Origin of the sequence: Bradyrhizobium sp. SZCCHNS1022, from assembly GCF_032484835.1 — a bacterium.
In the GTDB taxonomy this organism is placed as follows: Bacteria; Pseudomonadota; Alphaproteobacteria; order Rhizobiales; family Xanthobacteraceae; genus Bradyrhizobium.
The window spans coordinates 1,621,413-1,646,279 of record NZ_JAUETT010000001.1; the positions used below are offsets into that span (position 1 = coordinate 1,621,413).

General features: G+C 64.5%; 19 protein-coding genes, 1 tRNA gene and 2 pseudogenes. 13 read left to right on the forward strand and 9 right to left on the reverse strand.

Features of this window, described 5'->3' with window-relative positions; genetic code table 11:
- Positions 1 to 4: 4 nt before the first annotated feature.
- Complete coding sequence (locus tag QX071_RS07325; RefSeq protein WP_409977530.1) at positions 5 to 1,372, reverse strand: ABC transporter substrate-binding protein; 1,368 nt, start codon at positions 1,370 to 1,372, stop codon at positions 5 to 7.
- Positions 1,373 to 1,555: 183 nt separating this feature from the next.
- Positions 1,556 to 3,523 (reverse strand): AsmA family protein, encoded by a 1,968-nt coding sequence (locus tag QX071_RS07330; RefSeq protein ID WP_315703100.1) that lies wholly within the window; start codon positions 3,521 to 3,523, stop codon positions 1,556 to 1,558.
- A gap of 312 nt (positions 3,524 to 3,835) precedes the next feature.
- Between QX071_RS07330 and QX071_RS07335 the strand changes: the two genes are divergently transcribed.
- Both QX071_RS07335 and QX071_RS07340 read left to right on the forward strand, forming a co-directional pair.
- A complete protein-coding gene (locus QX071_RS07335; protein ID WP_315701527.1) occupies positions 3,836 to 4,564 on the forward strand; it encodes a CoA transferase subunit A in 729 nt (242 codons plus the stop codon).
- Positions 4,564 to 5,214, forward strand: a complete 651-nt coding sequence (locus QX071_RS07340) for a CoA transferase subunit B (RefSeq protein WP_315701526.1) — start codon at positions 4,564 to 4,566, stop codon at positions 5,212 to 5,214. The genes QX071_RS07335 and QX071_RS07340 overlap by 1 nt, the downstream gene beginning before the upstream one ends.
- Positions 5,215 to 5,298: 84 nt before the next feature.
- Here the strand turns inward: QX071_RS07340 and QX071_RS07345 are convergent, their stop codons facing one another.
- From QX071_RS07345 to QX071_RS07355, 3 genes are all read right to left on the reverse strand, one after another.
- A complete protein-coding gene (locus QX071_RS07345; protein ID WP_315701525.1) occupies positions 5,299 to 6,177 on the reverse strand; it encodes an SUMF1/EgtB/PvdO family nonheme iron enzyme in 879 nt (292 codons plus the stop codon).
- 72 nt (positions 6,178 to 6,249) lie between these two features.
- The gene (nirK, locus tag QX071_RS07350) at positions 6,250 to 7,344 is read right to left on the reverse strand and encodes a copper-containing nitrite reductase (RefSeq protein WP_315701524.1); all 1,095 of its coding nucleotides are present in this window, start codon (positions 7,342 to 7,344) and stop codon (positions 6,250 to 6,252) included.
- Positions 7,345 to 7,568: 224 nt separating this feature from the next.
- The gene (locus tag QX071_RS07355) at positions 7,569 to 7,790 is read right to left on the reverse strand and encodes a hypothetical protein (RefSeq protein WP_315701523.1); all 222 of its coding nucleotides are present in this window, start codon (positions 7,788 to 7,790) and stop codon (positions 7,569 to 7,571) included.
- 181 nt (positions 7,791 to 7,971) lie between these two features.
- On the opposite strand from QX071_RS07355, the gene hemN reads away from it, so the two are divergent.
- Together hemN and QX071_RS07365 are read left to right on the forward strand one after the other, a co-directional pair.
- Positions 7,972 to 9,324, forward strand: coding sequence for an oxygen-independent coproporphyrinogen III oxidase (gene hemN / locus QX071_RS07360; RefSeq protein WP_315701522.1), 1,353 nt, complete (start codon positions 7,972 to 7,974; stop codon positions 9,322 to 9,324).
- Positions 9,325 to 9,527: 203 nt separating this feature from the next.
- Positions 9,528 to 10,724 carry an NnrS family protein gene (locus QX071_RS07365; protein WP_315701520.1) on the forward strand — a complete coding sequence of 399 codons (1,197 nt, stop codon included), beginning with the start codon at positions 9,528 to 9,530 and terminating at the stop codon, positions 10,722 to 10,724.
- On the opposite strand, the gene QX071_RS07370 is transcribed toward QX071_RS07365, so the two are convergent.
- Entirely contained in the window at positions 10,716 to 13,676 is a 2,961-nt protein-coding gene (locus tag QX071_RS07370; protein ID WP_315701519.1) for a PAS domain-containing protein, read from the reverse strand. The two genes, QX071_RS07365 and QX071_RS07370, sit on opposite strands and share 9 nt — an antisense overlap.
- A 407-nt stretch (positions 13,677 to 14,083) precedes the next feature.
- Between QX071_RS07370 and QX071_RS07375 the strand changes: the two genes are divergently transcribed.
- From QX071_RS07375 to QX071_RS07400, 6 genes and pseudogenes are all read left to right on the forward strand, one after another.
- Positions 14,084 to 14,464: a phasin gene (locus QX071_RS07375; RefSeq protein WP_315701518.1), complete on the forward strand. Its 381-nt coding sequence runs from the start codon at positions 14,084 to 14,086 to the stop codon at positions 14,462 to 14,464.
- Positions 14,465 to 14,671: 207 nt separating this feature from the next.
- Positions 14,672 to 15,106, forward strand: a complete 435-nt coding sequence (locus QX071_RS07380; RefSeq protein ID WP_315701516.1) for a phasin — start codon at positions 14,672 to 14,674, stop codon at positions 15,104 to 15,106.
- A gap of 222 nt (positions 15,107 to 15,328) precedes the next feature.
- Positions 15,329 to 15,405 (forward strand) — tRNA-His (locus QX071_RS07385).
- Positions 15,406 to 15,643: 238 nt separating this feature from the next.
- Positions 15,644 to 16,495, forward strand: a complete 852-nt coding sequence (locus QX071_RS07390; RefSeq protein ID WP_315701515.1) for a hypothetical protein — start codon at positions 15,644 to 15,646, stop codon at positions 16,493 to 16,495.
- Between the two features lie 18 nt (positions 16,496 to 16,513).
- Positions 16,514 to 16,696, forward strand: a pseudogene (locus QX071_RS07395) (conjugal transfer protein TraD); the annotation flags it as partial.
- Between the two features lies 1 nt (position 16,697).
- Positions 16,698 to 16,941, forward strand: a pseudogene (locus tag QX071_RS07400) (conjugal transfer protein TraD).
- Between the two features lie 96 nt (positions 16,942 to 17,037).
- Here QX071_RS07400 and QX071_RS07405 read toward each other — a convergent pair.
- From QX071_RS07405 to QX071_RS07415, 3 genes are read right to left on the reverse strand one after another with little or no spacing between them, the layout of a single operon-like run.
- Positions 17,038 to 18,267, reverse strand: coding sequence for a pyridoxal phosphate-dependent aminotransferase (locus QX071_RS07405; protein WP_315701513.1), 1,230 nt, complete (start codon positions 18,265 to 18,267; stop codon positions 17,038 to 17,040).
- Between the two features lie 12 nt (positions 18,268 to 18,279).
- Positions 18,280 to 19,833: an aldehyde dehydrogenase family protein gene (locus tag QX071_RS07410; protein ID WP_315701512.1), complete on the reverse strand. Its 1,554-nt coding sequence runs from the start codon at positions 19,831 to 19,833 to the stop codon at positions 18,280 to 18,282.
- A 53-nt stretch (positions 19,834 to 19,886) separates the two neighbouring features.
- Complete coding sequence (locus QX071_RS07415; protein ID WP_315701511.1) at positions 19,887 to 21,290, reverse strand: VOC family protein; 1,404 nt, start codon at positions 21,288 to 21,290, stop codon at positions 19,887 to 19,889.
- Positions 21,291 to 21,444: 154 nt separating this feature from the next.
- Between QX071_RS07415 and QX071_RS07420 the strand changes: the two genes are divergently transcribed.
- The 3 genes from QX071_RS07420 (at position 21,445) to QX071_RS07430 (ending at position 24,861) form a co-directional block, all read left to right on the forward strand.
- Complete coding sequence (locus tag QX071_RS07420) at positions 21,445 to 22,347, forward strand: LysR family transcriptional regulator (RefSeq protein WP_315701510.1); 903 nt, start codon at positions 21,445 to 21,447, stop codon at positions 22,345 to 22,347.
- A gap of 101 nt (positions 22,348 to 22,448) precedes the next feature.
- The gene (locus QX071_RS07425) at positions 22,449 to 22,889 is read left to right on the forward strand and encodes an Lrp/AsnC family transcriptional regulator (protein ID WP_315701509.1); all 441 of its coding nucleotides are present in this window, start codon (positions 22,449 to 22,451) and stop codon (positions 22,887 to 22,889) included.
- 190 nt (positions 22,890 to 23,079) lie between these two features.
- Entirely contained in the window at positions 23,080 to 24,861 is a 1,782-nt protein-coding gene (locus QX071_RS07430; RefSeq protein ID WP_315701508.1) for a thiamine pyrophosphate-binding protein, read from the forward strand.
- Positions 24,862 to 24,867: the final 6 nt, after the last annotated feature.

A 24,867-nucleotide genomic window follows, 5' to 3' on the forward strand; every position in this document is an offset into this window, starting at 1 on the left:
CTGCCTAGCCTGCAACTTCCTTGATCCGCGCGATCAGCTCGTCCACGGCCTTGTCGACCGGCACCTTCTCGCTGACCACGCGGTTCATCGCCTTGGCCCAGACGTTCTCGTTGTTGAGGATCGTGAACTTGTAGTTCTTGGTGAAGTCGAACGGCGTCGTGCCGCCGGTGAACTGGGCATAAACCGCCTTGCGGTGACGGTCGGCCTGCCAGAACGGGCTCTTCTGGCCGGCGAGCGTGACCGGGAACCAGCGGCCGAGCGCGCCTTCGACATAGGGCCCGAGATTTTCTTCCTGCATCAGGAATTTAATGAACTGCTTGCCTTGTTCCTTGTGCTTGGCGTTGGCGAAGATCAGACCCGTCTTGACGTCGGAGCGGTATTTGATCGGCGTGCCGTCCGGCTTGTTGGGGAAGGACGCGGTGATGATGTCCTCCTCATAGGCCTTCTTGCCGGCGGCGCGCTGCTCGGGCGTCAGTGCCGGGTTGGTGGAGTCCTCGAACCATTTCGCCGCGATCGAGATCGTGAAATTGTGGGTCATCACGATCGTCTTGTTGTGGAAGGCGACGTTGTTGTCAGGGTCCTTCCAGGTGGTCGACGAGGGCGGGGTGCAGCCCTTGATGTAGGTGTCGGTGTAGTCCTTGAGCGCGTGGATCAAGCCGTCGCGCACCTTGGGATCATCGACCAGCAGCTTGCCTTCGTCATCGACCAGCTTGACGTTATAGGCGTCCATGAAGGTGTAGAACGATTGAAAGGAGTCGGTCGACTCGACGCCCATCGGCTGGCCGACGCCGTAGATGCGCTCGCGGGTGGCCTTGCGGACCGCGGGTTGCACCTTGTCGCACCAGAACGACCAATAATCCTCCCATTTGGTCGGAATGTCGCTCTGCTTGAACCCGGCCTTCTGCAGCATGTCGCCCCAGATCTGCACATGCATGCTCTGCTGCTTCAGCGGGAAGCCGTAATAGGCCTTCTTCTTGGTGACGTTGTTGTAGAGATAGGTGGTCTCGATTGTGTTGGGCGCGAACTCCGCCTTCATCGGCACGAGAATGTCGCTGAGATCTTCCAGCTTGCCCTCATAGGCCCACTTGCCCTGCGCCTGCACGTCGTAAGTGTCCGAGTAGGCGACGTCGGGCACGGTGCCGGAATCGAGCGCCGCCACCGTCTTCGGGATCATGTCCTGGATCGCATATTGCGACAGCTCGACCTTGATCCCGGTCTTGGCCTCGAATTTCTTGACGACGTTCAAGAGCGCATCGTCTTCGGACTTGTAGAAGCCCTTGCCCCACCAGACGGTGATGGTGTCCTGTGCGACGGCTGGTGCTGCAGCGCAAAACAGCCCGGCAACTGCAGCCGCGAGCGAAAGCGCCCCCATTCCTCTGGATCTCACGTGTCTCTCCCTGTTCCGCCGATCTTGTGGTCGGTCGCAGGAAGACTAGCGCAGTGCGAAGGTGCGATCCAGTTGCATGTTGTCAGACATAGGTCGCGGTTCGTTGGTCCGCGGACTTGACCCGCGCGACACTGAGCCGCACGCGACACGTGAGCAGAGGATCGTTCTCTAATTCGACTTGCTTTGGTCGTTGTTGCGGTCGTTGCTGCCCTGAGCCTCAGGCGAAGACGGCGCGGGCGTCTCCTGCGGCGTCGGCCGCAAGCCTCCACCAGTAAAATGTTCGAGCACGCCGCGGATGGTGTCGCGGGTCTTGCGGTCCTTCACCGCATCGAGCAGCGGTGCAGCCGCCGGGGCGCGGCGGATCAGGCTCTCCGGATCCGGGAAGATCAGCGGGTCTTCCCACGGCCCCTGCACCACGAAGGGCAATTCGAAGCTGTTGCCGCCATTGGCGGGCACAGGCAGGCTCGCGACGCCCTTGAAGTCGTATTCCCGCGTCGGCACCGATGCCGTGCCTGTCATGGTGATGCGCGCGGTCGGCCCCTCGACGCGGATATCTTCGGCGGTGGCGATGCCGTCGGCGAATTTGACCGCGATCGTGAGATTGTCATAGGGCGTCGCGCCGCTGCGGAAATTGCCGCTGCCCGACAGAGGCCGTCGCTCCAGCCGTTTCAGCAATTGCTCCACGTTGAAGCCGGAGATCGCGCCATCGTGCCCCTGCAAGGTGGCCGTGCCGTCGAGCGACTGCGCAAGCCCGAACGGGCTCGAGCCCGATGCGGTCAGCGAGACGTTGAGATTGCCGTGGCCGGACAGCGACGAGACGCCGAACAATTCGCTGGCGCAGCCCTGCAGGTCGACGTCGCTGAACTGCAATTCCGCCTTGACGTCGGCCATGGTGTCGGCGCGCGCAACGCCGAACGATCCGCGGATCATGCCGCCGCACATCTGCGCTTCGCCGACCGACAGCGCGAGCACGCCGTTGCGCAAATTCGCCCCGAATGCGGTACGTCCGAGTTTCGACGGTCCCACCGTGACCCGCGCCGCCGACAGGCGCATATCGAGATCGGTGGTCGAGAGCGCCTTCAGGTCGAACAGCTGCCGGTTCCAGTCGCGCGCGCCGTTCGCGAGCAGACGGAAGGTCGAGATGTAAGGCGTAAAGTCGAGCGCGTCCGCGGCCAGTGTCGCCTGCAAGGTCTGCCGGCCGTTGTTCGCATAGGTCATCACGCCTTCGGCGGAATTGCCATCGAGCTCGACATTGACGTTGGTCAGCGCGATCGAGGCGCCCACCACATTGGCCCGTGCACGGAGCGCAAAGCGGCCGAAGCCGCTGCCGCCGAGCGGCGTCTGTCCGGTCCAGCGCAGCGCCTCGCGCAGCGAGGGGCTGTCGACGGTGAGCGTGCCTTCCATCAGGGCGCTGGTGCGGTTGGCGATGGTGCCATCGAACGCGACCTTCAGCGGCGGACTGGCCAGCCGCATCTTCAGGCCCGAGCGGTCGCCCGAGAGCGCGGCGAGGAAGTCGCTCACGCTGATCGCGCCTTCGATGCGTTGGCCTCGCCAATCGAACTGCCCGGTCGCGGCAAAGGAGCGCGAGATCGACGGCCAGGCCAGCGACAGGTCGATGTCATCGAGCTGTTCCGAGGCGTGCGTGCCGCCGTTCTCATAGGCCAGCGTGCCGTCCTGGATGCGGATCTCGGAGAACGACATCTGGCTCTCGGAGCCGGGTCGCATCGTGCGCGTGATCGTCTGGATGAAGGGCGTCCAGTTGCTGCTGCCGTCCGCGTCGTGAACGACGTTGATATGCGGGCGCAACATCATGAGGTCGGCGATTTCGAAGCGCTGCAACAGCAGCGGCAGCAGCCGCAGATTGGCTGTCAGCACATCGACACGGAGTGCGGGGTCTCCGCTGCCGCCGCCCTTCAACCCGACATCGTGGAAGGAGACGTAGCTGCCCGGAAAAACCGAGATGTCGATATTCCCGTTGACCACGAGCTCCAGCCCGGTCACGGCCCGGATCTGCGCCTCCACCGCCCGGCGCAGCATGTCGCGATTGATGAGCCAGGAGCTGGTGACCATGCCGATCAGCGCCAGCCCGAGCAGCGCCGCAATCGGCGTGCCGAGGCGCCTCATTCCTTGGGCCATGGTCACGGACATTTCTGGATTATCGTCGGATCGCTGTTTCAGGACGATGGGCAGGGCGCGCCGAAACCCGTGCCAACATCAACAACTTGATCGGATTTCTTGACCCTTTCAAGGCCGCGCCTTGGATGTGACCGGATTGCGGCGATCGTTCAAGGTGCAGCGTTCCGTATATCCACCGTCGCGCAAGGTGGCAAAACGTTGCAGCGGGTCTGACGCGCGGGAGGGCGTCATTGACGCATCGCGAAGAATTCGCCTAATAATCTGGATTATCCGGCGCGCTGGGCCGTGCTTTGCTTTCCACAGGTCATTTCCATGAACAAGGTCTATCCCGACGCCAAAACGGCCCTCGCCGGCCTTCTCAAGGACGGCATGACCATCATGTCGGGGGGCTTCGGTCTTTGCGGCATCGCCGAGACCTTGTCGGACGCCATCCGCGACTCCGGGGTCAAGAATTTGACCGTGATCTCCAACAATGCGGGCGTCGACGGCATCGGCCTGAGCCGTCTGCTGGAGACGCGGCAGATCAAGAAGATGATCTCGTCCTATGTCGGCGAGAACAAGCTGTTCGCCCAGCAATATCTGGCCGGCGAGCTGGAACTGGAGTTTTGCCCGCAGGGAACCCTCGCCGAGCGCATCCGCGCCGGTGGCGCAGGGATCCCCGCCTTCTTCACCAAGACCGGTGTCGGAACCCTGGTCGCTGAGGGCAAGGAAGTCCGCGAGTTCGACGGCGAGAAATACCTGATGGAGCGCGGCCTGTTCGCCGACCTTGCCATCGTGCACGCCTGGAAGGGCGACACCGCGGGCAATCTGGTTTACCGCAAGACCGCGCGCAATTTTAACCCGATGATGGCGACCGCGGCGAAAGTGACGGTGGCGGAGGTCGAGCATCTCCTGCCGGCAGGCCAGATCGATCCGGACCACATCCATACGCCCGGTATTTTCGTCAAGCGCATCGTTCAGGTCGGGACTGCGTTGAAGCGCATCGAGCAGCGCACCGTGCGCAAGCGCGAGACCGCCGCCGCAACCGGAGAGGAAGTCTGATGGCCTGGACCAGAGAGCAGATGGCGGCGCGCGCCGCCAAGGAGCTGCGTGACGGCTTTTACGTCAATCTCGGCATCGGCATTCCCACTTTGGTGTCGAACTACATCCCGCCCGGCGTCGACGTGGCGTTGCAGAGCGAGAACGGCATGCTCGGTATGGGACCGTTCCCTTATGAGGGCGAGGAGGATCCCGACCTCATCAACGCCGGCAAGCAGACCGTCACCGAGTTGCCGATCACCAGCTATTTCTCCTCGGCTGACTCGTTCGCCATGGTGCGCGGCGGCCATATCGACCTGTCGATCCTCGGCGCCATGCAGGTCGCCCAGAACGGCGATCTCGCCAACTGGATGATCCCCGGCAAGATGGTCAAGGGTATGGGCGGCGCGATGGATCTCGTCGCCGGCGTCAAGCGCGTGGTGGTCGTCATGGAGCACAGCGCCAAGGACGGTCCGAAGCTCTTGAAGCAATGCACGCTGCCGCTGACCGGCGAGCGCGTCGTCGACATGGTGGTCACCGACCTCGCGGTGTTCACGATCGACAAGCACGGCAACGACGGCATGGCGTTGATCGAGCTCGCCGACGGCGTCACGCTCGATGAGGTGAAGGCCAAGACCGAGGCCGAGTTCCGCGTCGCGCTGACCAACACCTAGAACGTCCGCCAAGGAAGGTCCGCCAAGGAGTTCGCGTGTCAAAGGACAGACGCGCGCCTCTTCCCGGATATCCTGTGCGCCAGACTACGACGACCGGAGTGTTGCTTTGAGCCGGCTCGCCATCCGGTCCGTCCACGATGGCTGCTCGCGCACCAGGCGAAAGCCGAGATTGTTCGGCGGCGTCCCGGCGGCGCAGCCGCCGGCGCGGGCGTCGCGAATGAAGTCGGTGACATAGGCGCGATGCGCGCCTTCGGCGATCCGCACACCGCAATTCGCATAGCTCTTGATCGTGCGCCCTGCATCGTCCCGGACGTTGCGCGTGAAGCAGGTCGAGGTCCACTCCCAGACATTGCCGGCAAGATCGGCCAAGCCGTTTTCATTGACGCCGAAACTGCCGAACCTCTGGGGCTGCTGCCCTTCGGATGCGCCCTGTTCGCGCTCGTAGCGTTCGATCCAGCGCCGCGAGGGGTCTTGCGTGTCGACCGCAATGCCATCATCGCGGAAGCGACTGCCCGCCGCATAGGCCCATTCGGTATCGGTCGGCAGGCGATAGGTGTCGCCGGTCTTGCGTGAGAGCCAGGCGGCATAGGCCACCGCATCGTGCCAGCTCACCTGCACGGCCGGAAGGTCGATCGCGATGGCGACATCGCGGTCCAGGGCGCGACATGCGCGGTCATCGACGCAGGCCTGATAATCCGTGGCGCTGACCTCGGTCTTCATGATGGCGAAGGGCCGATCGAAGTGAATCGTCGTCAACGGCGCGTCGCTCTGCTGGCTCTTGCGGGTAAAGTCGCCGGACTCACGATAGGCCATGGTGCCGTGTGCGATCTCGACGAGCGCCGGTGCCGGATATCCGGCCTCCGCTGTGCTGTGCAGTCCGCCGGCCAGCGGCGCCAGCGCGAGGGGGCCGGCCAAGCCGGCCGCACATGCAAGCGCGAGTTTGATCTTGAAGGCGAGCAGCATGGCGGCCTCCGGGATGTTGAGTGCGACGGGGGGCCGGAGCCGGCCCCCGAATTTGGGTGTGAGTTGTGGCGCTCAGTTCGTGGCGCCGGTTGGAATTTCGGCGGGCGCCTTGACCTGGGTCATCAGGTCGTCGTTCCACTTGCCTTCGACCTTGAAGTGAGCGGTCGCGCCGAGGTCGGCGGCTTCGATCAGGTTATGCGTCACATAGGCGTAGATGCCGGGCTGCAGGAACTTGTACATCGCAGCTCCGGCCGAGCCGCCGCGGATGAACCAGGTCTCGAGCCCGGTCTCCGGCGGGTTGGAAAACTTGCCGGTCTCCCAGACGTAGTCGCCATGGCCGCCGATCAGATGCGGGCGGCTGTCGCGATTGGCCTGCGAATGCACGATCAGAACGTTGTCGCCGACATTGGCGGTCAGCGCGTTCTTGCCGGTCAGCGCGCCGACCTTGCCGTTGAAGACGACGTGGGTCGGGATCAGCTTGCGCATCACCTCTTCGGTGTCGGCGTAGGCGTCGCCCGGCGAGTCGTAGGATTTGAAATTGCCCTTCTCGTCCCGCGGAATGTAGAGGTCCTGTTCGCCGATGTAGTAGATCTTGTCGTAGTGCAAGGGATGGCCGTGGCCGTCGTTCAGTCCGTCGCGCGGCAGCACCATCACGGCGCCGTTCATGCCGGAGACGACATGCCAGGGAATCATCGGGCCGCCCGGCGCGCAGTGATAGACGAAGACGCCGGTGCGGGTCGCCTTCCAGCGCAGCACGACCTGTTCGCCGGGGTTGATCAGCGTGAGCGCGGCGCCGCCGAGCGCGCCGGTCGCGGAGTGGAAGTCGATGTTGTGCGGCATCGTGTTGGTCGCGGGATTGACCAGCGTCACCTCGACATAGTCGCCCTCGTGCACGACCATCAGCGGGCCCGGCATCGAGCCGTTGAAGGTCATCGCCTGCATGGTCGTGCCCTTCTCGTCGATCACCATCTTCTTTTCCTGGATCACGAGCTTGAACTCCATGATCTTCGGACCCTGCCTGGTTGCCTGTTCGTGCGGATGGACGAAGGGCGGCGCGACCAAATCCACTTTCTGGCGCGGCAGCTTGAGGTCGTCGGCGAAGGCGGGCGCGGCCAGCATCATCGTTGCAACGGCTGCGCTGAGGAGAGCGGCTCGGCGGGTCAACATGTGATCGCTCCTTGATCGGATCTGTTGTGGTGCCACGATCACCATGCGCCTGTTCGCCGCGAGCTTGTTTGTGCTGCAGCAATCTTCTGCGCATCTGCAGCAGACAATGCGCAGGGCTGAGCCATGCAACTAATTAGCAGAACGCTCGCCGTGCGGTGGCGCCGCCGAAGCAAAGCGCGAGGAGCAAACATCTACATGAGGACAGCTGGGACGCCGGCGGCGATCTAATTCGGCCAGCGAGCCGCGAGCAGGACGGCGCCGGTGAGCGCGGCGGCGAAAGCCGCCGTTGCGACGACCAAGCCGACGACGGTGCGGAGTGGTCCGCCGAAACCTCCGCCCGCGGCGGAATCGTCGCGGAAGGGTTCGAAGCGATCGGATTGTGGAATATGCCCGCGGATGCTGGTCAGGACAGCGAAGACCCGGATCAGCATTTCCAGACCGTGCATGTAGACCTCCGACTCGTCGATCGAGGCAACATAATGGCGCGAAATTCGACCCGCGACTTTGAGGAAGCTCAAAGTCCGCCGCGAAAATTGCAATTTAATTGCTCAGCACGGTACTGGCTTCCGGCCAAAGCGGCAGGAGCCATCCCGGATGCGGAACTTCGGAATACGGCGGTAGGTAGACATGAGGTCAGATCTGGCAGTCCATTACGGGCAGGAGCGTCTGCCCCGCTATACGAGCTACCCGACCGCGCCGCATTTCTCGCAAGCCGTCGGACCTGCCACTTATGCCGACTGGCTGCGGGCGATTCCGCCGCATGCCACGGCATCGCTCTATTTGCATGTCCCGTTCTGTCGGCAGATGTGCTGGTACTGCGGCTGTAACACCATGGTCGCCAAGCGCGACGAGCCGGTCTCGGTGTATGAGTCGGCACTCCGCTGCGAGGTCGACCTTGTGGCGCGCAAGATCGGCCGCAGGCTGCAAGTCGGCCATATTCACTTCGGCGGCGGCACGCCGACGATCATGGCCCCGGATTCATTCGTCGACCTGATCGGATTGCTGCGCCATGTCTTCTTCGTGCGGCCGTCGGCCGAGATTGCAGTTGAGATCGATCCGCGGACGCTGACCGTGCCGATGATCAAGGCGCTGTCGCTCGGGGGTGTCAACCGGGCAAGCCTCGGCGTGCAGAGCTTCGACCCCGTCGTGCAGCAGGCGATCAATCGCGTGCAGAGTTTCGAGCAGACTGCGGCGGTGACCGCCAGCCTGCGGAAGGCCGGAATCTCCGGCATCAATTTCGATCTGATCTATGGGCTGCCGCATCAGAACGTCGCATCCTGCCTGGATACGGTCCACCGCTGCGTGGACCTGCGTCCCGATCGCTTTTCGGTGTTCGGCTACGCGCATGTTCCTTCCTTCAAGAGACATCAGCGCATGATCGCGGAGGCGTGGCTGCCGGACAGCGCGCAGCGCTATGACCAGGCCTGTGCGATCGCGAATGCGTTGAAGGAAGCCGGTTACGTCCAGATCGGGCTCGACCATTTCGCGCTGCCCACGGATTCGATGACGATTGCTTTCAACGAAGGGCGGCTGCACCGCAATTTCCAGGGCTACACCACCGACAGCAGCGAGGTGCTGATCGGCTTCGGCGCTTCGGCGATCGGGCAGTTGCCGCAGGGCTATGTGCAGAACCAGACGCAGGTCCGCGCCTACGAGGAAGCCATCGCCTCCGGCGGGTTTGCCACCGCAAAGGGTTATGCGCTGACCGACGACGACAGGCTGCGTGCCGATATCATCGAGCGGATCATGTGCGACTATGGCGTCGACCTCGAGACGGTCTGTGCGCGTCACGGCGCCGAGCCGGCCGCGATGCTGAAATCAGCGCCGCGGCTGCAAGAACTGCTCTCCGACGGTGTGGTCGAACTCCATGGCAAGACGCTCGCCGTTGCGGAAGGTTCCCGCTTCCTGGTGCGCAGCGTCGCCGCGGCATTCGATGCGCATCTCGATTCCTCCAAGCAGTTGCACAGCCGCGCGGTCTGATCGTCGCGTCCCGCCGCAATGAGGAACCCCTGGCGTTCCGCTCGAATTCGTTCGATGCGGAGGCAAGGTTGTGTGCGGTTCATCGGGGGATGACCGGGAAGCGATGCGGTGGAGTTTGTGCTGGCACAATCACGCGCCGACAGCCACCGGTTAGGTTTCCGGTCAATCGATCAATGACCCGGAATGAATGAGGGAAAGAGCAGATGGCCATTCCCCGCTATCGCGAGCATCAGGGCTTGCCCATTCTCGCCAACGGCTTTCGACCATTTTTCCTGCTCGGCGCCATCCAGGCCGCGCTGACAATCCTGGTCTGGCTGCCGGTGTTCTATGGCGAGCTGAAGCTGACCTCGGCCTTTGCACCGCGGGACTGGCACGTCCACGAGATGCTTTATGGCTACCTGCCTGCCGTCATCACCGGATTCCTGCTCACCGCGATTCCGAACTGGACCGGACGGCTGCCGCTGCAGGGCATGCCGTTGCTGACGTTGGTGCTGGCCTGGATCGCCGGCCGATTGGCCGTCACCTTTTCCGCCGGGGCGAGCTGGTGGCTCGTGCTCGTGATCGATGCCGGTTTCCTTGCGCTCGTCGTTGCGGCAACTGCGCGGGAAATCATCGCCGGCAGGAACTGGCGCAATCTGCCGGTGGTCGGCCTGGTCACCCTGCTGCTGGCGGGCAATGTCGGCTTCCATCTCGAAGCCCATGTCCGCGGCACCGCCGACACCAGCATCCGCATCGGTGTCGCCGTCGTCGTGCTGCTGATCGCGCTGATCGGGGGCCGCATCACGCCGAGCTTCACCCGCAACTGGCTGGTTCGCCAAAATCCCGGGCGCCTGCCGGTGCCGTTCGGTCGCTTCGATGTCGTGGTCATGCTGATCAGCGCGCTGGCGCTGCTCGGCTGGATCGTGATTCCCGACAGTGCATTCACGGGCGCTGCGCTGGCATTCGCCGGCTTGCTGCACATCGTTCGGCTGGCGCGCTGGGCCGGCGATCGCACCGTGCGGGAGCGGCTGCTTGTCATCCTCCACGTCGGCTACGCTTTCGTGCCGCTCGGCTTCTTGATCAATGCGGCCGCGAGCTTTGGGATCGTGCTGCCGAGCGCGGGCCTCCACGCCTGGATGGTGGGAGCCGCCGGCGTGATGACGCTCGCGGTGATGACGCGCGCAACCCTTGGCCATACCGGCCAGCAATTGACGGCCTCACCCGCGACACAGGCGATCTATGCCGCGATCGTTGTTGCGGCGGTCACACGCATCTGCGCCGCGGTGGCGCCGGCGCATGGCGAGATCGTGCTGTACGTCGCAGCCTTCGCCTGGGTCCTCGCCTTCGCCGGATACGCGTTGGCCTATGGTCCGTTGCTGCTCGGGCTGAAGCGGCGCGCGCTTGCAGTCCATTCAGCCTAGGCTCTGATTCCGCGCCATCGCGCGCGAGAACACCACTTCCATCAGCGTGCCGGATTTCGGCGCCGGCTTGATGTGGAATTGCGCGCGGTTGGCTTCGACCAGCGCCTTGGTCAGCGACAGGCTGAGACCGGACGTCTCGGACGCCTGATCCGATGGCGGGCGCGAACGGAACGGCTCCAGCGCTGCCGCGACCTCCTGGGCGTTGAGTGCGTGGCCGGTGTCGCGCACGCGCAGGACCACCTCGCCGAAATCGGAGAGTGCGGTGGAGACGATGACCTGGCCGCCGGGATTGGCCAGCGAAATCGAGCTTGAGATCAGGTTGAGCGAGATCTGGCGCAGCGCGCGTGCATCCGCTACCACCGGCGGCAGCGCATGCGACAGCGAACTGCGGATGATGATGCGGGCACGGTTGGCCTGGGGCTGCATCACGGCGACGCAATTCTCGACCAGTTCGTTCAGATTCTGATTGCTGAAGCTGAGCTCGATCCTGCCGGTCTCGACGCGCGAGAGTTCGAGCATATCGTCGATCAACGCAACCACCCGCTCGCCGGAAGTGCGGATGTCCTTCAGATAGTCGACGTAGCGCTTGTTGCCGATCGCGCCGAAGCGCTCGCCGATCATCACTTCGGCAAAGCCGATGATCGCGTTCAGCGGCGCGCGGACCTCGTGGCTGATCCGTGCCAGCATGTCGGCCTTGGCGGTGGCCGCGCGGTCGGCGAGCCGGCGCGCCTGCAACAGTTCGTTCTCGCCGCGGCGGGCCTGCGACAGGTCGCGAACTACGGCAAAGAAATTCGGGCCGTCAGGCCGCGTTCGCCCGATGGTCATCGTGAGCGGAACGATGCCGCCCTGGCGGAGCCGCCCAAGCACCTCGCGCGGCTGCTCCAGGACGGTGGCGGCGCCGGCTTGGCGGACTCCGTCCAGATAGTCCAGCACCAGCCGCGCGCTGTCCGGCGCAAACAATTCAATGAGATTGCGACGCACGAGTTCGGGACCGTCATAACCGAACAGCGCCTCCGCGCTGCGGTTGCAGGCGTGGATGTTGCCGCCGGCATCGAACATCAGCACGCCTTCGGCGGTGACGTCGAGAATGGCGCCGAGATCTTCCGCATCCGCATGGCCGGCCTCGGGCGGCGTCATCACCAGCGGAGGCGGCGGCGCCGGCGCAGCTGGCGGTTCGACCGGTGCGGTGTTCTGGGGCGGCGGAGAGTTCGCAGGCGGCGCAAAAACCAGGGCGTGCGCGATATCGCCATCCCAGGCGATCGTGAACAGCCGGGCTGCGGCTTTCTGTCCCTCGCTCGCCGGCCCGTCGGCGACCGAGATCGTCACCGGCGTGCCGGCCCCGGCCGTGCTCGCGCTCGGCGATGCGCCCAGCTCGACATAGAGCGCATCGAGCCCGCCGGCTTGCTCCAGCGCAGCCAGATCGGGATAACCCATCTGCGCGAGAAATGCGCCGTTGGCATAGAGCAGCCGGTCGAGCCGATAGATCAGGACGGCGGTCGGCAGCAGGTCGAGCAGGATGCGATCGCGCTGACTGTCGCCTTGCACCGGCGGCGGCTCAGGGCTCAGCCAGTCGGCGTGGCTATCGGCCGCGCGCGCGTCGGCTGCGAACGGATCGAGCGGGGAGGTGTCACCCGATGACTCGAAAGGCGGCTCGCTCACGCGCTGGCTGCTCTCCATCTCGGACATTGCCGTGAGCAGTTCCGTGGGCGCCGCGCGCATTTCGCCTTCGAGCCGGGCCGACAATTGCCGTGCAAGTTCATGGAAGGCATTGTTCTCCACCGCTGTCAGCGCCGGAAACCTGCTCTCGCCGGGCGGCCGGAACGGCACGACATTGCCGGCCGGCTCCGCGCTATTGTCAGTGGTTGCCGAAATGGCCGGCGACACCTGGTCGTGGGGCGCACCGACCAGGGTGGACGGCGAGGACGGCACATCTTGGGCGGAGGCGTGTTCGGCTTCCGCGGCAACGATTTTGCTCGAAGGGGCAGGTGCCTCGACATCTGCCGCACCGGAATGTTGGTCGGCATGACCGTCGCCGATCGGATTTGGCTCGGCCGCGGCCTCGATCGAATTCGCCGCGTCAGCAGGCGCCGCCGCCTCGGCGGCGCGATCGATCAGCAGGACTTCGGACGGCGCCTCGTTGGAGAGCTCGGGTGCTTCATAAGCCGGTGGGGCCGGCGTCTCGTCGCTTGTCATCGTGCTTGTAAGCTCGCTCGCTTCTTCCGGCATGGCAGCCGCGTCGTTCGTTTGCTGCAAGGGCGGCTGCTCTGCATCCGCCGGCGGATGCGCGTGCGGGGTTTCGCTCCTGCCGGGCATCCGCGCCAGGACGAGCCCGATCTGCTGGCCGCTGCCGACGCGGTACAGCACGGCCCGCGCAGGACCGAACTGAACCTCCGCCTGGCCGTCGGCAATCGCCAGGTCGCGCGCGCCCGCAAGACCCCCGTCGGCAAGATCGCGATAGCCGAACATGAGCCGACCGGCGGTGCTGGCGCCTGCGAACAGACCATCCCGCGTGAACGCGATCAGCGCGGCCTCGCTGTTCGCGACCAGCCGCTGCAGGCGCTCCACCAGCGGGATGCTGCGGCCGGCATTGTCGGTGCTGGTGATCAACACCGCATGGGAGCCGTCGGGGAGGTCAATCCTGGCGCAGCCGCAGGTCGCCAGCGTGCCGAGCGGAGCGCCGAAGCCGCGCAATCGCTCGAGCCGCATCGCGCCGTTCTCGGGCAGTCGGCGCCACAGCTGGACGATCTGACGCCGATGCACGTCGGCCGGGCCGAACGACCTCGCGGCCAGGGCCGTGGTGTCCGTCGCGCCGAATGCCTTGGCGCCGATCGGATTGGCCCACAGCACCCGGCGGCCATCGGCCGACCACAGCCACGCGGGCAGCGCGCCCACGGCATGAACGGCCAGCCGGGGATCGCTCAAGCCGAGCAGCTGGAGATCGGTTTGACTCATATCGGTCGTCGAACGGCTCTTTGGGGTGGTCGAAACGGACGCCGCGGACGGCAAGCTTAACGAAAGGTTACTATCGCCTGTTTTCGGAGGCGAGGTCCACGGCCGGGCCGCCGGCAGGTCCGGCGAAACCTTGGATAACCTTAACCTGTCCCGGATGTTCCGGCGGTACGGCCTTGCGCCCGGGCACTTCCGCAAAAGTTGCATGTTGCAATTTGACCCCGGACGTCCACCATGCCGAGGGGAGGCACGTCATACCGGCGCAGCGATCGCAGGGTAGATTGGTACTGGTCCGCTCGGAGCGGGCAAGCTCCGCGGATATCAGAAGGCGGGTCGGCGGGTCGGCGGGCCGGAGGGGCGTAGCCGGCCGATCCGAGTACAGCAGAAGTCCAGCAGAGAGGAATGGGACGATGACTGAAAATGGTCGTGCATTCGAGATGCCCAAGGAAATGCGGTCGATGGCCGAGGCGAGCTTCGAGCAGGCGCGCAAGGCCTTCGAGAAATTCCTCGCCAGTGCGCAAGCCACCGCCGGCACGTTGGAAGAACATGGTGCCACCGTTCGCGCCGGAGCCAAGGATATCGGCGCCAAGGTGATCTCCTATGCGGAGAAGAACGTGCAGTCCTCGCTGGACTACGCGCAGTCGCTCCTGCATGCGAAGGATCTGGCCGAGGTGATGCGGCTGCATAGCGAGTTCGTCCAGGCCCAGATGCGCGCGCTCGCGGAGCAGGCCAACGAGATGGGCCAGGCGGTCAGCAAGGCCGCGATGGATGTGGCCAAGCCGAAATCTTAAACTGTATCAGTGGCTTGGGAATTCATCCGAGCGCTCCCAGTTCGATGCCTCTGTGCAGCGCCATAAAATTGCTTTGCGTTGCACAAAAACGACATTATCTCTTTCTACGGGAGGTTGCTCTCAGGGGCACTTCCTCTGCGTGATCCGATTCGACCACCCGGCCAACCGGCCGGGCAACCGTGCTGATTGCTTCGAAGGATACATGCCATGACCAACGCCACCGATCCGTTCTCTGCCTCCATCATTCCGTTCGAGGTCCCTGAGCAGATGCGTGCATTTGCTGAAAAGGGCGTCTCGCAGGCCCGCGAGAGCTACGCCAAGTTCAAGGACGCGGCGGAAACCCATAACAGTGCCATCGAGGCCTTTTTCGCCAACGCCAGCAAGGGCGCCGGCGAATATTCGGCCAAGGTGATGGAATTCACGAAGGCCAATACCACCGCGAACCTGGACTTCGCCCAGCAGCTGCTCGGCCTCCGCTCGCCGTCGGAAGCGTTGGAGCTGTGGAGCTCGCATGCGCGCAAGCTGGTCGAGACGTTCGCCGTCCAGGCCAAGGAACTCGGCGAGCTCGGCCAGAAAGTGGCCACCGAGGCCGTCGAGCCGATCAAGGAAAGCGCCTCGAAGCTGTTCAAGACGGCCGCCTGAGCCTGCGATCCGCGGTCCCCGGCATCGGGACCGCAACGCATGAATCGAGCCAAAGAATCAACCCGAGCCCGGGCTCTCCGCCTGGGCTCGGTCGTTCCGGAGAGCGGTTGAAAAATCGCTTCCCTAGGCGGGGGACTTTGCTTCGCCCGGCCTTGCCAAAGCCGCGCATTGCACCTAGTTTCCGCCCCGTTCGGCGCCCCTTTGCAGGCGCCAATTGCGGATGCAGTTGTAGCTCAGTTGGTTAGAGCGCCTGTCTGTGGAACAGGAGGTCGGTGGTTCGAGCCCACCCAACTGTACCAGTTAAGGTGCTGAGAAACATTCACTTTCCTTGACTGCGCTTTCTGGCGCCAGAGTAGACGGCCTTCAAGGAACCACCGCGGAACCACGCGGACCATTTTTGAAGTCCGCAAGATGACCGACGACGAAGCAACTGACCCCTCCTCGCAGCCGCGCCTCCAACCGTTGCCTGATACATCGTCGTTTGATGCAGCCGCTGCTCTGATCGCTACTTGGAGGGCGAGGCTGAGATCACCTAACATGTCAACCGGCGGTGCCGTGGAGGTTCCTCCCCCTCCGCTCGAAAGCTTCGCCCCGCAAAACCCTGCCCCGGACCTATCGCGATTTGATGAACCGCAGCTCGATTCCCTTTCCACGCCACCCGACGTCAGTGGGTTGGAGAGTGACGAAGCGGTCGAAGTCATCAAAGAATGGTTCCTCTCGAATTTCGAAGACCCGGCTATGGAGACGCCCCGAGACGACGGGGAGTTTGTCTACATCTGGGGCGGCCCTTATGACGCTCGAGACGTGATCTCCGATGCATTCGGCGATGCCGCATCTGAAAGCGTAATCGAAGCCGCCATTGAGGCGGTTGAGGCTGAAGGGGTGTTCGACTGGGCGCCCCACGGCAGACGAACACAGCCGCCAGACGACCAGGAAACGCCAGACCAGCGCGACCCGACAGAACTGCATCGGGAGATGATGCAGCGCATCGAGTCCCTTGAGGACGCGCTTGCTAGGCTCTCACCGGATCATGGAGGCATCGGCCATAATCAGCCTCCCGAGCCGATCGAGCCGCTTCCCTTTGGGGACCTTGACCGCGAGGCCGTCGAAACTGCTCTTGTCGTCTTGAGGTCTCAGCCTCCGGAGCCGGCGCAGACCCCTCAAGAGGCAGTCGTTGCGGCGAATACGCTGCTATCGTTCGGACAACGACTTCGCGACTATCTCGAAAAGCAGGCGGATATTTTCGTCACCGAAGCGGTGAAAGCGGCCGGCTCTGAGGTCGGGAAATGGGTCGTGCGATTGCCGCTTTGGATGCTTGTCGCGGACCGGCTGATCGCAGTTGCCGAAGCGGCGCGGCAATGGTTCGGTTCACTCGGGATAGGGCTCTAAGCCCGATCTCGTGGCGCAGCTATTCGGAGCGTAGCCGAGACGAAAGATGCCGGAAGGAGGGAGGCATGGGCCAAGCGCGGGGTCGCGTTCTTTCAGAGCCGGCCGCGGCGAATTGCAGCAGCAACTGATCGCAGCATGGACGGCGCTCCAGCGCCACCGAGCGGCGCGCAACCGGCATCAGGCCGCAAAGGCGCGGCATGAAATGCCCAATTGGCAGGTCGAACGCCGCAAGCGCACGCGGCATCTCATCGAGCTCGGTGGACTCGTCGTCAAAGCCGGCATCGTAGGGCTCGCCGGGGATGATCGGGCGACGATCTTAGGCATTGCTCTGGGCAGCCGATAAGCTCCGCAGCGACAAAGGCGAAGAGGCCCGCAAGCTGTGGGCGACAAAAGGCCGGCCCGAATTAGAGGCGATCGCGGCAAAAGGTCACGAGCGAACTGTGTAACCAGTTCGTCGCTGATGCAACGCGATATCTCATTGCGTCAGTATTCGCGCAAGAAAATGGGTGAAATGCGAGCGGCTCACAAGTGTTCCGCGCAATCTACAAAAGTCGAGCCGATGCGGCAGCGATGCGCTGGCAGGCGTCGCGAAGCTCGGCCGCTGAGGTAGCGTAGGAGATCCGGAAATAGGGCGCGAGGCCGAAGGCCGAACCCGGGATGACGGCAACGCCGGCGGTGCGCAGAAGATAGTCTGCGAACAGGGTATCGTCTTCCACGACGCGGCCCTCCGGCGTGGTCTTGCCGATGAGGCCTGCACAACTCGCGAACGTGTAGAAGGCGCCCTCGGGGACGCGACAGCTGATGCCTTCGATGCTGTTCAACGCGTTGACGACGAGGTCGCGCCGCTGCTGAAACGAGCGGCAGCGGTCGGCGATGACATCCTGCGGTCCTGTCAGCGCCTCGATTGCGGCGGCCTGGCTGATGGACGAGGGGCAGGAAGTTGATTGGCTCTGCACGACGGCCATGGCCTTGATCAGCGCGCTGGGGCCGGCGCCGTAGCCGATGCGCCAGCCGGTCATCGCATAGGCCTTTGAGACCCCGTTCACCGTCAGCGTGCGGTTGCGCAGCGCCGGCTCGATGGCGACTGGCGTCACGAAGCGAAAGCCGTCGTAGACGATGTGCTCGTAGATGTCGTCGACCATGAGCCAGACATTGGGATGCTTCAGCAGAACGTCGAGGATCGGCCGATACTGGTGCTCCGAATAGGCCGCTCCCGACGGATTCGACGGCGAGTTCAGCATCAGCCAGCGCGTCCGCTGCGTGATGGCGCGTGCAAGATCCTCGGCCGAGAGCCGAAACCCGTCGGCTTCCGAGCACGGCACGAGAACGGGCGTCCCGCCGGCGATCGCCACGATGTCGGCGTAGGTCACCCAGAATGGCGTGGGGATGATGACTTCATCGCCGGGGTCCAGCGTTGCCATCATGGCGTTGAATAGCACCTGCTTGGCGCCGGCCGAAACCGTGATCTCGTCCTGCGCGAAGTCGAGTCCGTTGTCGCGCTTGAACTTGGCACGGATGGCGGCCTTCAGCTCGGGCGCGCCGTCGAGAACGGTGTACTTGGTCGCGCCGTCCCGCATCGCCCGCGCCGCGGCCTCCTTGATCGGCTCGGGCGTGTCGAAATCAGGTTCGCCCGCGCCGAGGATGATGACATCCCGCCCCTCGCGCTTCATCTGCGCGGCGAGCCCGCTGATCTTCAGAATCTCCGACACGCCGATGGTGGACAGCCGCTGGGCCGGCTTGAACGGAGATGGCGACTTGGCGATCACGTTCACGGGCGGCTCCTCTCAGGCGATATCGAACTTGACACCCTGGGCGAGCGGTAGCGTGCGTCCGAAGTTGATGGTGTTGGTCGCGCGCCGCATATAGGCTTTCCAGGCGTCCGAGCCCGACTCGCGTCCGCCGCCGGTCTCCTTCTCGCCACCGAACGCGCCGCCGATCTCGGCGCCGGAGGGGCCGATGTTCACGTTCGCGATTCCGCAGTCGGATCCGCGCGCTGACAGGAAGGTTTCCGCCTCGCGTAGATCGTTGGTGAAGATCGAGGACGACAGACCCTGCGGGACGTCATTGTGCAGCTCGAGCACCGCGCCGAGATCGCGATAGGTCATCACGTAGAGAATTGGCGCGAAGGTCTCGTGCCTGACGGGACCGGTCTGCGCGGACATCTCGACCAGCGCCGGGCGCACATAATAGGCCTCGTCGGCTCCCGCCAGCGCAACGCGCTCGCCGCCGAGCACGTGGCCGCCAACGGCACGCGCCGCCTCGAGCGCTTTCTGCATCGCCGAATAGGCCAGTTGATCGATCAACGGCCCCACGAGAGCGTCGGTCTGGAGCGGATTGCCGACCGTCACGCTCTGATAGGCCCGCTTCAGACGCGGTACGAATGCGTCGTAGACCGTCTCGTGGACGAAGAGACGCCGCAGCGTCGTGCAGCGCTGGCCGGCCGTCCCCATGGCAGCAAAGGCGACGCCGCGCAGCGTCAGATCGAGGTCCGCCGTCGGCGTCACGATCGCGGCGTTGTTGCCGCCGAGCTCGAGGATCCCCCGCGCAAATCGATTGGCGAGCCGCGGGCCGACTGCACGGCCCATGGCTGTCGATCCCGTCGCCGAGACCAGCGGGACCTTGGCGTGATCGACCAGGATCTCTCCGATGTCACGCCCGCCGAACAACACCACGGACAGCGCGTCGGGGGCTGATCCGCCATCCCGCCTGAAGCGTTCGAGCGCGCGCGCGAACAGCGCCTCGGTGGCGAGGGCGGTCAGCGACGTCTTCTCCGACGGCTTCCAAACGATGCTGTTGCCGCACACCAAAGCAAGCGCCGCATTCCAGCACCACACCGCCACGGGAAAATTGAACGCGGAGATGATGCCGGTCACACCGAGCGGATGCCACGTCTCCATCATGCGGTGCGCGCTGCGCTCGGTGGCGATGGTCAGGCCATAAAGCTGGCGCGACAGGCCGACAGCGAAGTCGCAGATGTCGATCATCTCCTGGACCTCGCCCAGGCCCTCCGAGGCGATCTTGCCGACCTCGATCGAGACTAGCCTGCCGAGCGCCTCCTTGTTGGCGCGCAACTCCTCGCCGAGCAGCCGCACCAGCTCACCGCGCTTCGGCGCAGGGACCTGCCGCCATTCCAGAAAGGCGGCGTGCGCCTTGTCGATCTCGACGGCCGCCTGGGCGGCGCTGACCTCGTGCACGCGCCCGGTGATCTCGCCAGTGATCGGAGTTCGTGCCACCAGCGTGCCGCCTGTGTGCCGACTCGGCTCGACGCCGAGCTTGGCGAGCAATGCGTCCACTTCGCCGGCGAGCGATGTGATGGAACGAGACGGCGTATCGGTCATGGCAAACGGCCTTTGAACGGTAGATTGGATGAGTTGTTGCGATCTGCCCGCTGCTAACCGGCGACCGCCGTGCGTCCGAGATTTGATGATGTCAGCTGCAGCAGAGCCTGCTGCAGCGAATCCTGCTCCGCCCTCGCGTATAGCTCCATTTCATCGCAAACCTTGGCGCCGAGAGCGACCTCGAATGCGGACCGGTTGGCGTTGGACGCGTAGGTCTTCTGGTCCTCGGAGCCGAGATTCGACTGGAAGATGCCCGCGGCGCTCACCGGCAGAAAATCCTCGTAGACGATCGGATCGAAGCGCAACAGCCCCTCGGCAATTAGATCAGCGACGGAGGACGTCCGAGCGTGGCCCGATCCGGCCCCGGCCTCGGTCACCGAATAGCGGAAGAAGGCCAGGCCTTCGCGTCGCAGCGTTGCCCAGTCGTCGGGAAACGCCTCAAAACGTTCGGCCAGTCTTTCGGAGTAGCTGCGCGGGCTCGCCTCGCGGCCGCCAGTCTCCCGTGCCGACGCAAGCAGCGCGTCGTAGAGCGCGCGCCCTTCCGGCGTCAAGGCCACGCCGCGCTGCTCGATCTCGCCGAAGCGCGCGGTATGTGTTCCGGGCGCGGATGTGCCGTCGGCTCGCTTGAAGATGATAGGTTCCTCAAGCGCCTTGAAGCTGGTCTGGCGCAGCAGGATCGGGCAGTTGCGGCGCGGCGGGCCCTCGATGACGGCCTTCGGGGCGATGCCGCGTCCCGGCATTGCGGCCTGGACGGCATCGATGTCGAGCGTGCGCGGCGTCAGATGATTGATGTGGGGACCCCTGAAGCTCACCACGTCGGCAATCAGCCGATGCGCATCGTGCAGCTGCTCGTAGACGTCGAGGCTGACCGTCGCCTCGCTGTGCCAGCGGAAGGTCTCCAGCGCTTCGCCGACGAACTCCTCGGCCTGCGCGACGGTCAGGTAACCCCGCGTCTCGAACACGTCCACGAGGTCCAGGGTGCGCGGCGTGAAGATGCTGCGCTCGCCAAGGATGCGCTCGGCGTCCGCGCGTAGCGCGTCGTCCTCGATCAGCTCCAGGCGCAGCAGCGAGGTGAAAACCCGAAACGGATTGCGGCGCAGAGCTGCATCGTCGATCGGGCGAAACGCCGTCGCATGCACCGGCACGCCCGCGGCCGACAGGTCGTAGTAGCCGACCGGGTGCATGCCCATCACGGCAAACACGCGGCGCACGTTGAACAACTCCTCCGCGCGTCCCAGGCGGATCGCGCCGTGACGCTCGAGGCTCAATCGCTCGAGTTCGTCGCTCCGCTCGAGGCTCGCGCGCAACTGCTCGCTCTCTTGCAAGGTCGCCCGATTGACCTCGCTCACCAGCTCCATCAGGGTTCCGTATTGCGGCACCTCGGCGCGGTACATGTCCGACATAGCGCGCGAAAACAAGGTGCGGATGTCGTCGGCGTCCGCGTGCAGTGCTCGCATCGGAGATCTCCAGTGGGGCCGGACCAGCCTGATCGTGCGAGGCCCTGATCGCTCAGTCATGCAATTTGATCATGACATCTGCAGATTAGACTTGCCGCTGGGGCCGGTTCAAACAATGTTTGCTCAGAAGATCATTCTGAATTGGAATGACCAAATGAGCACCCAGACACCTCGCCGCTTCCTTCCCTCCACCGCGGTTCTCGCCGCCTTCGAGGCGACGGCCCGCACCGGCAGCATGACCATGGCGGCGCAGGAGCTTCAGCTGACGCAGAGCGCGGTCAGTCGGCAGATCAAGATCCTGGAGCAGCAGCTCGAGGCCGAGCTCTTCATTCGGGAACGTCAGACGGTGCGGCTCACCTCCGCCGGCGCGTCCTATGCGCGCGAGATCCGCGACGCGCTCCACAAGATCAGCTCCGCCTCGTTGAACCTGCGGGCCAATCCGGGCGGGGGAACGCTCAACCTCGGCATTCTCCCGACGTTCGGGACGCGCTGGCTGGCGCCGCGGCTGCCGCAATTTCTCGCGGCCAATCCCGGGATCACGATCAACCTCGCGACGCGGCTGTCCTATTTCGATTTCGGCGCGGAGGCGCTGGATGCCGCGATCCATTTCGGCCAGGCGGAATGGCCGGGCGCAGAAATGGCCCTCCTGCGCTCCGAGCAGGTCATTCCGGCGTGTAGTCCCGGCCTGAAACGGGAGTATCGCTTTCGTGCCGCGGGCGATCTCCGGCGGGCGCCGCTGCTCAGCATCTCGACTCGTTCCCAGGCCTGGACGCGCTGGTTCGCGATGCACGACGTCGCAGCGCGGCCCACTCAGGGAATGGTGTTCGATCAGTTTGCCACCGCGGCGCAGGCCGCGATGGCCGGCCTGGGCGTGGCCTTGTTGCCGACGTTCCTGATCGAGGAGGAGCTTGCGAGCCGCAAGCTGGTCCGGGCCATCAATCTGCCAATGGAAAGTCCCGAGCGCTACTACCTGGTCTGGCCGTCGGAGCGTGCGGCCTATCCGCCGCTTCGAGCGTTCCGGGAGTGGCTCATCGCGGTGACCGCGCCTGATCGATAGACAGGCAGGGGCTGACTGGAAGAAGTGCTGGACCGTTTTGGCCAGAACGTAATAATTTCCCTTCGTTCTGCTCAGAAACGATCAATTCGGAGAGGTAAGATATGGCCCGCCCCGCGGACGCCAGGAAGGATCAGGACCTCATCAACATCCTGATGGTGAACGCGCGGACCTCCATTTCCGATCTTGCGAAGGCGCTCGGCGTGTCCCGGGCGACCGCGCAGGGGCGATTGGCAAGATTGGAAAAGGACGGAACGATCGCCGGCTACACCGCGATCCTGGGCAAGCAGGCGCATGTGACCTCGATCTCGGCGATCATCCTGATCGAGCTGGAGGTGAGGCAGCAGGGCAACGTCATTGCCGCGCTGCGCAAGAAAGCTGAAGTCGTCGACTGCTACACGCTGAGCGGCCCGTTCGATCTTTTCGTCAAGATCAACTGCGCGACGTCGGCGCATCTCGACGAAATCATCGACTGGATCGCCGAGATGGAAGGTGTTCGACGCACCACGTCATCGATTCTTCTCGCCAGAAAATTCGAAAGGTGAACAAGGCCTGGGCAAAGCCTGCCTCATTGCCGTCCTTCTTGCTTCGATTGTTAGCAAGATGTCTCGTTTCCCGTCGAAACGAGTCTTAGTCCGGCGGTTTGCAACTATATTCTTCGTATAACCGGCGGTTTGGATATTTATGCCGCGCCTATGCTCCTGAATAACAACTGAGAACAAGGAGCATTTGAAAATGAACGGTGCAACCGCGCTGGTGAGCATGCTGTCCGGATATGGCGTCGACGTCATCTTCGGCGTCCCGGGCGATACCAATGTCGCGCTCTATGAGGCTCTCAGAACGACGAAGGGCGCGCCCCGCCACATCCTGTGCCGTGACGAACGTTCGGCGGTGTTCATGGCGGACTGCTATGCGCGCCTGTCCGGAAAGCCGGGAGTCGCGGAGGTGCCGAGCGGGGCCGGTGCGCTGTACGGTCTGCCCGGCGTCGCCGAAGCCAACAAATCGTCGGTGCCCCTCATCCTGCTGGTCAACGACATTCCGCAGCCCGGCGTCGGGCGCGGCACCCTGACTGAGCTGCCCGTCCAGGATCTGTTCAAGCCGATCAGCAAGCGGGCCGAGACGCTCGCTCATGTGCGCAAGCTGCCCGAGGTCGTGCGCCGCGCCTTTCGCGAGGCGACTGGCGGTCGGCCCGGCGCCGTCGTCCTCGCGCTGCCGGAGGACATTCTCTACCAGGATCTGCCCAGCGAGGGCGTCTCGCTGCATGTCGAGCCGCAATGCAGGCAGGCGCCGTCCTACAGGAGCAGGCCCGCCGACGCCGATCTCGACAGCGCGCTGGGCGCCATCCTCGCCGCCGAGCGTCCGCTGATCGTTGCGGGCGGCGGCGCCAATCGATCCGCAGCGGCGGAAGCCATCACCGCCTTTGCCGAGCGTCTCGGCATTCCCGTCGTCACGACGATCACCGGGCAAGGTGTCATTCGCGACGACCACAGGCTCGGGATCGGAATCATCGGCGACAACGGCTTCCATCCGCACGCGGTGTGGGCGCTCGGGCGTGCCGATCTCGTGATCTATGTCGGCTGCCGCATGGGCTCGGTGGCCACCATGAATTGGCAGTGGCCGGTGCCAAACGGGGAGACCAGGATCGTTCAGGTCGATCTCGAGCCGGAAATCATCGGCAATACCTACGCCATCGATTTCCCGCTGGTGGGCGACGCGCGCGCGGTCGTCGAGGCCCTGATCGCCAAGGCCCCCGCCGATCGTGCGTCGGTGACCGCCGGGTGGGTCGACGACATCAACAACCGTCGCGCCGAGTTCTGGGACGTGATGGCGCCGCATCTGCAGAGCGACGAGGTACCGCTGCGGCCCGAGCGGGTGATCGAAACGCTCAACCGGTGCCTGCCGATGCCGTGCAACGTGGTGTCGGACGCCGGTACGCCGACGCCCTATGCGACGCGCTTTCTCCGCCTGCGCGATCCGCAGTCCAAGCTCGTGATCCCCCGCTTCTATGGCGGCCTCGGCTACGCCATTCCGGCGGTGATCGGCGCCTACTTCGCAGCGCCCCATCTGAAGCCCGTCGGCCTGTTCGGCGACGGCTCGCTCGGCATGTCGGCCGGCGAGTTGGAGACGCTCGCGCGCCTGCAAATTCCGGCTGTATTGATCCATTTCAACAATGCCTGCTTTGGCTGGATCAAGGCCCTGCAGCGGGTCGTCGATCGGGATCGCGCCCGCAAGGCGTCCGCGCCGGGCGCGGCCGTGCCGGCCAACGACCCGACATTCAGCGTCGACTTCGGCAAATACGACATGAGCCGGCTCGCGTCCGTCTACGGCATTCGCGGCTTCCGGGTCGAAACGCCGGTGCAACTGGAGGCGGCGCTGCGCGAGGCGTTCCAGCTGAACGAGCCGGTCTTCATCGACGTTGCGGTGGAATCCATCGCCGATCGCCTGCCGCCGGTATTCTCATGGCTGAAGAAGGTCGGGGCCGATCCGGCGGCCGTCGGCGTCCAGGCTGCTCTCTAGGAAGGG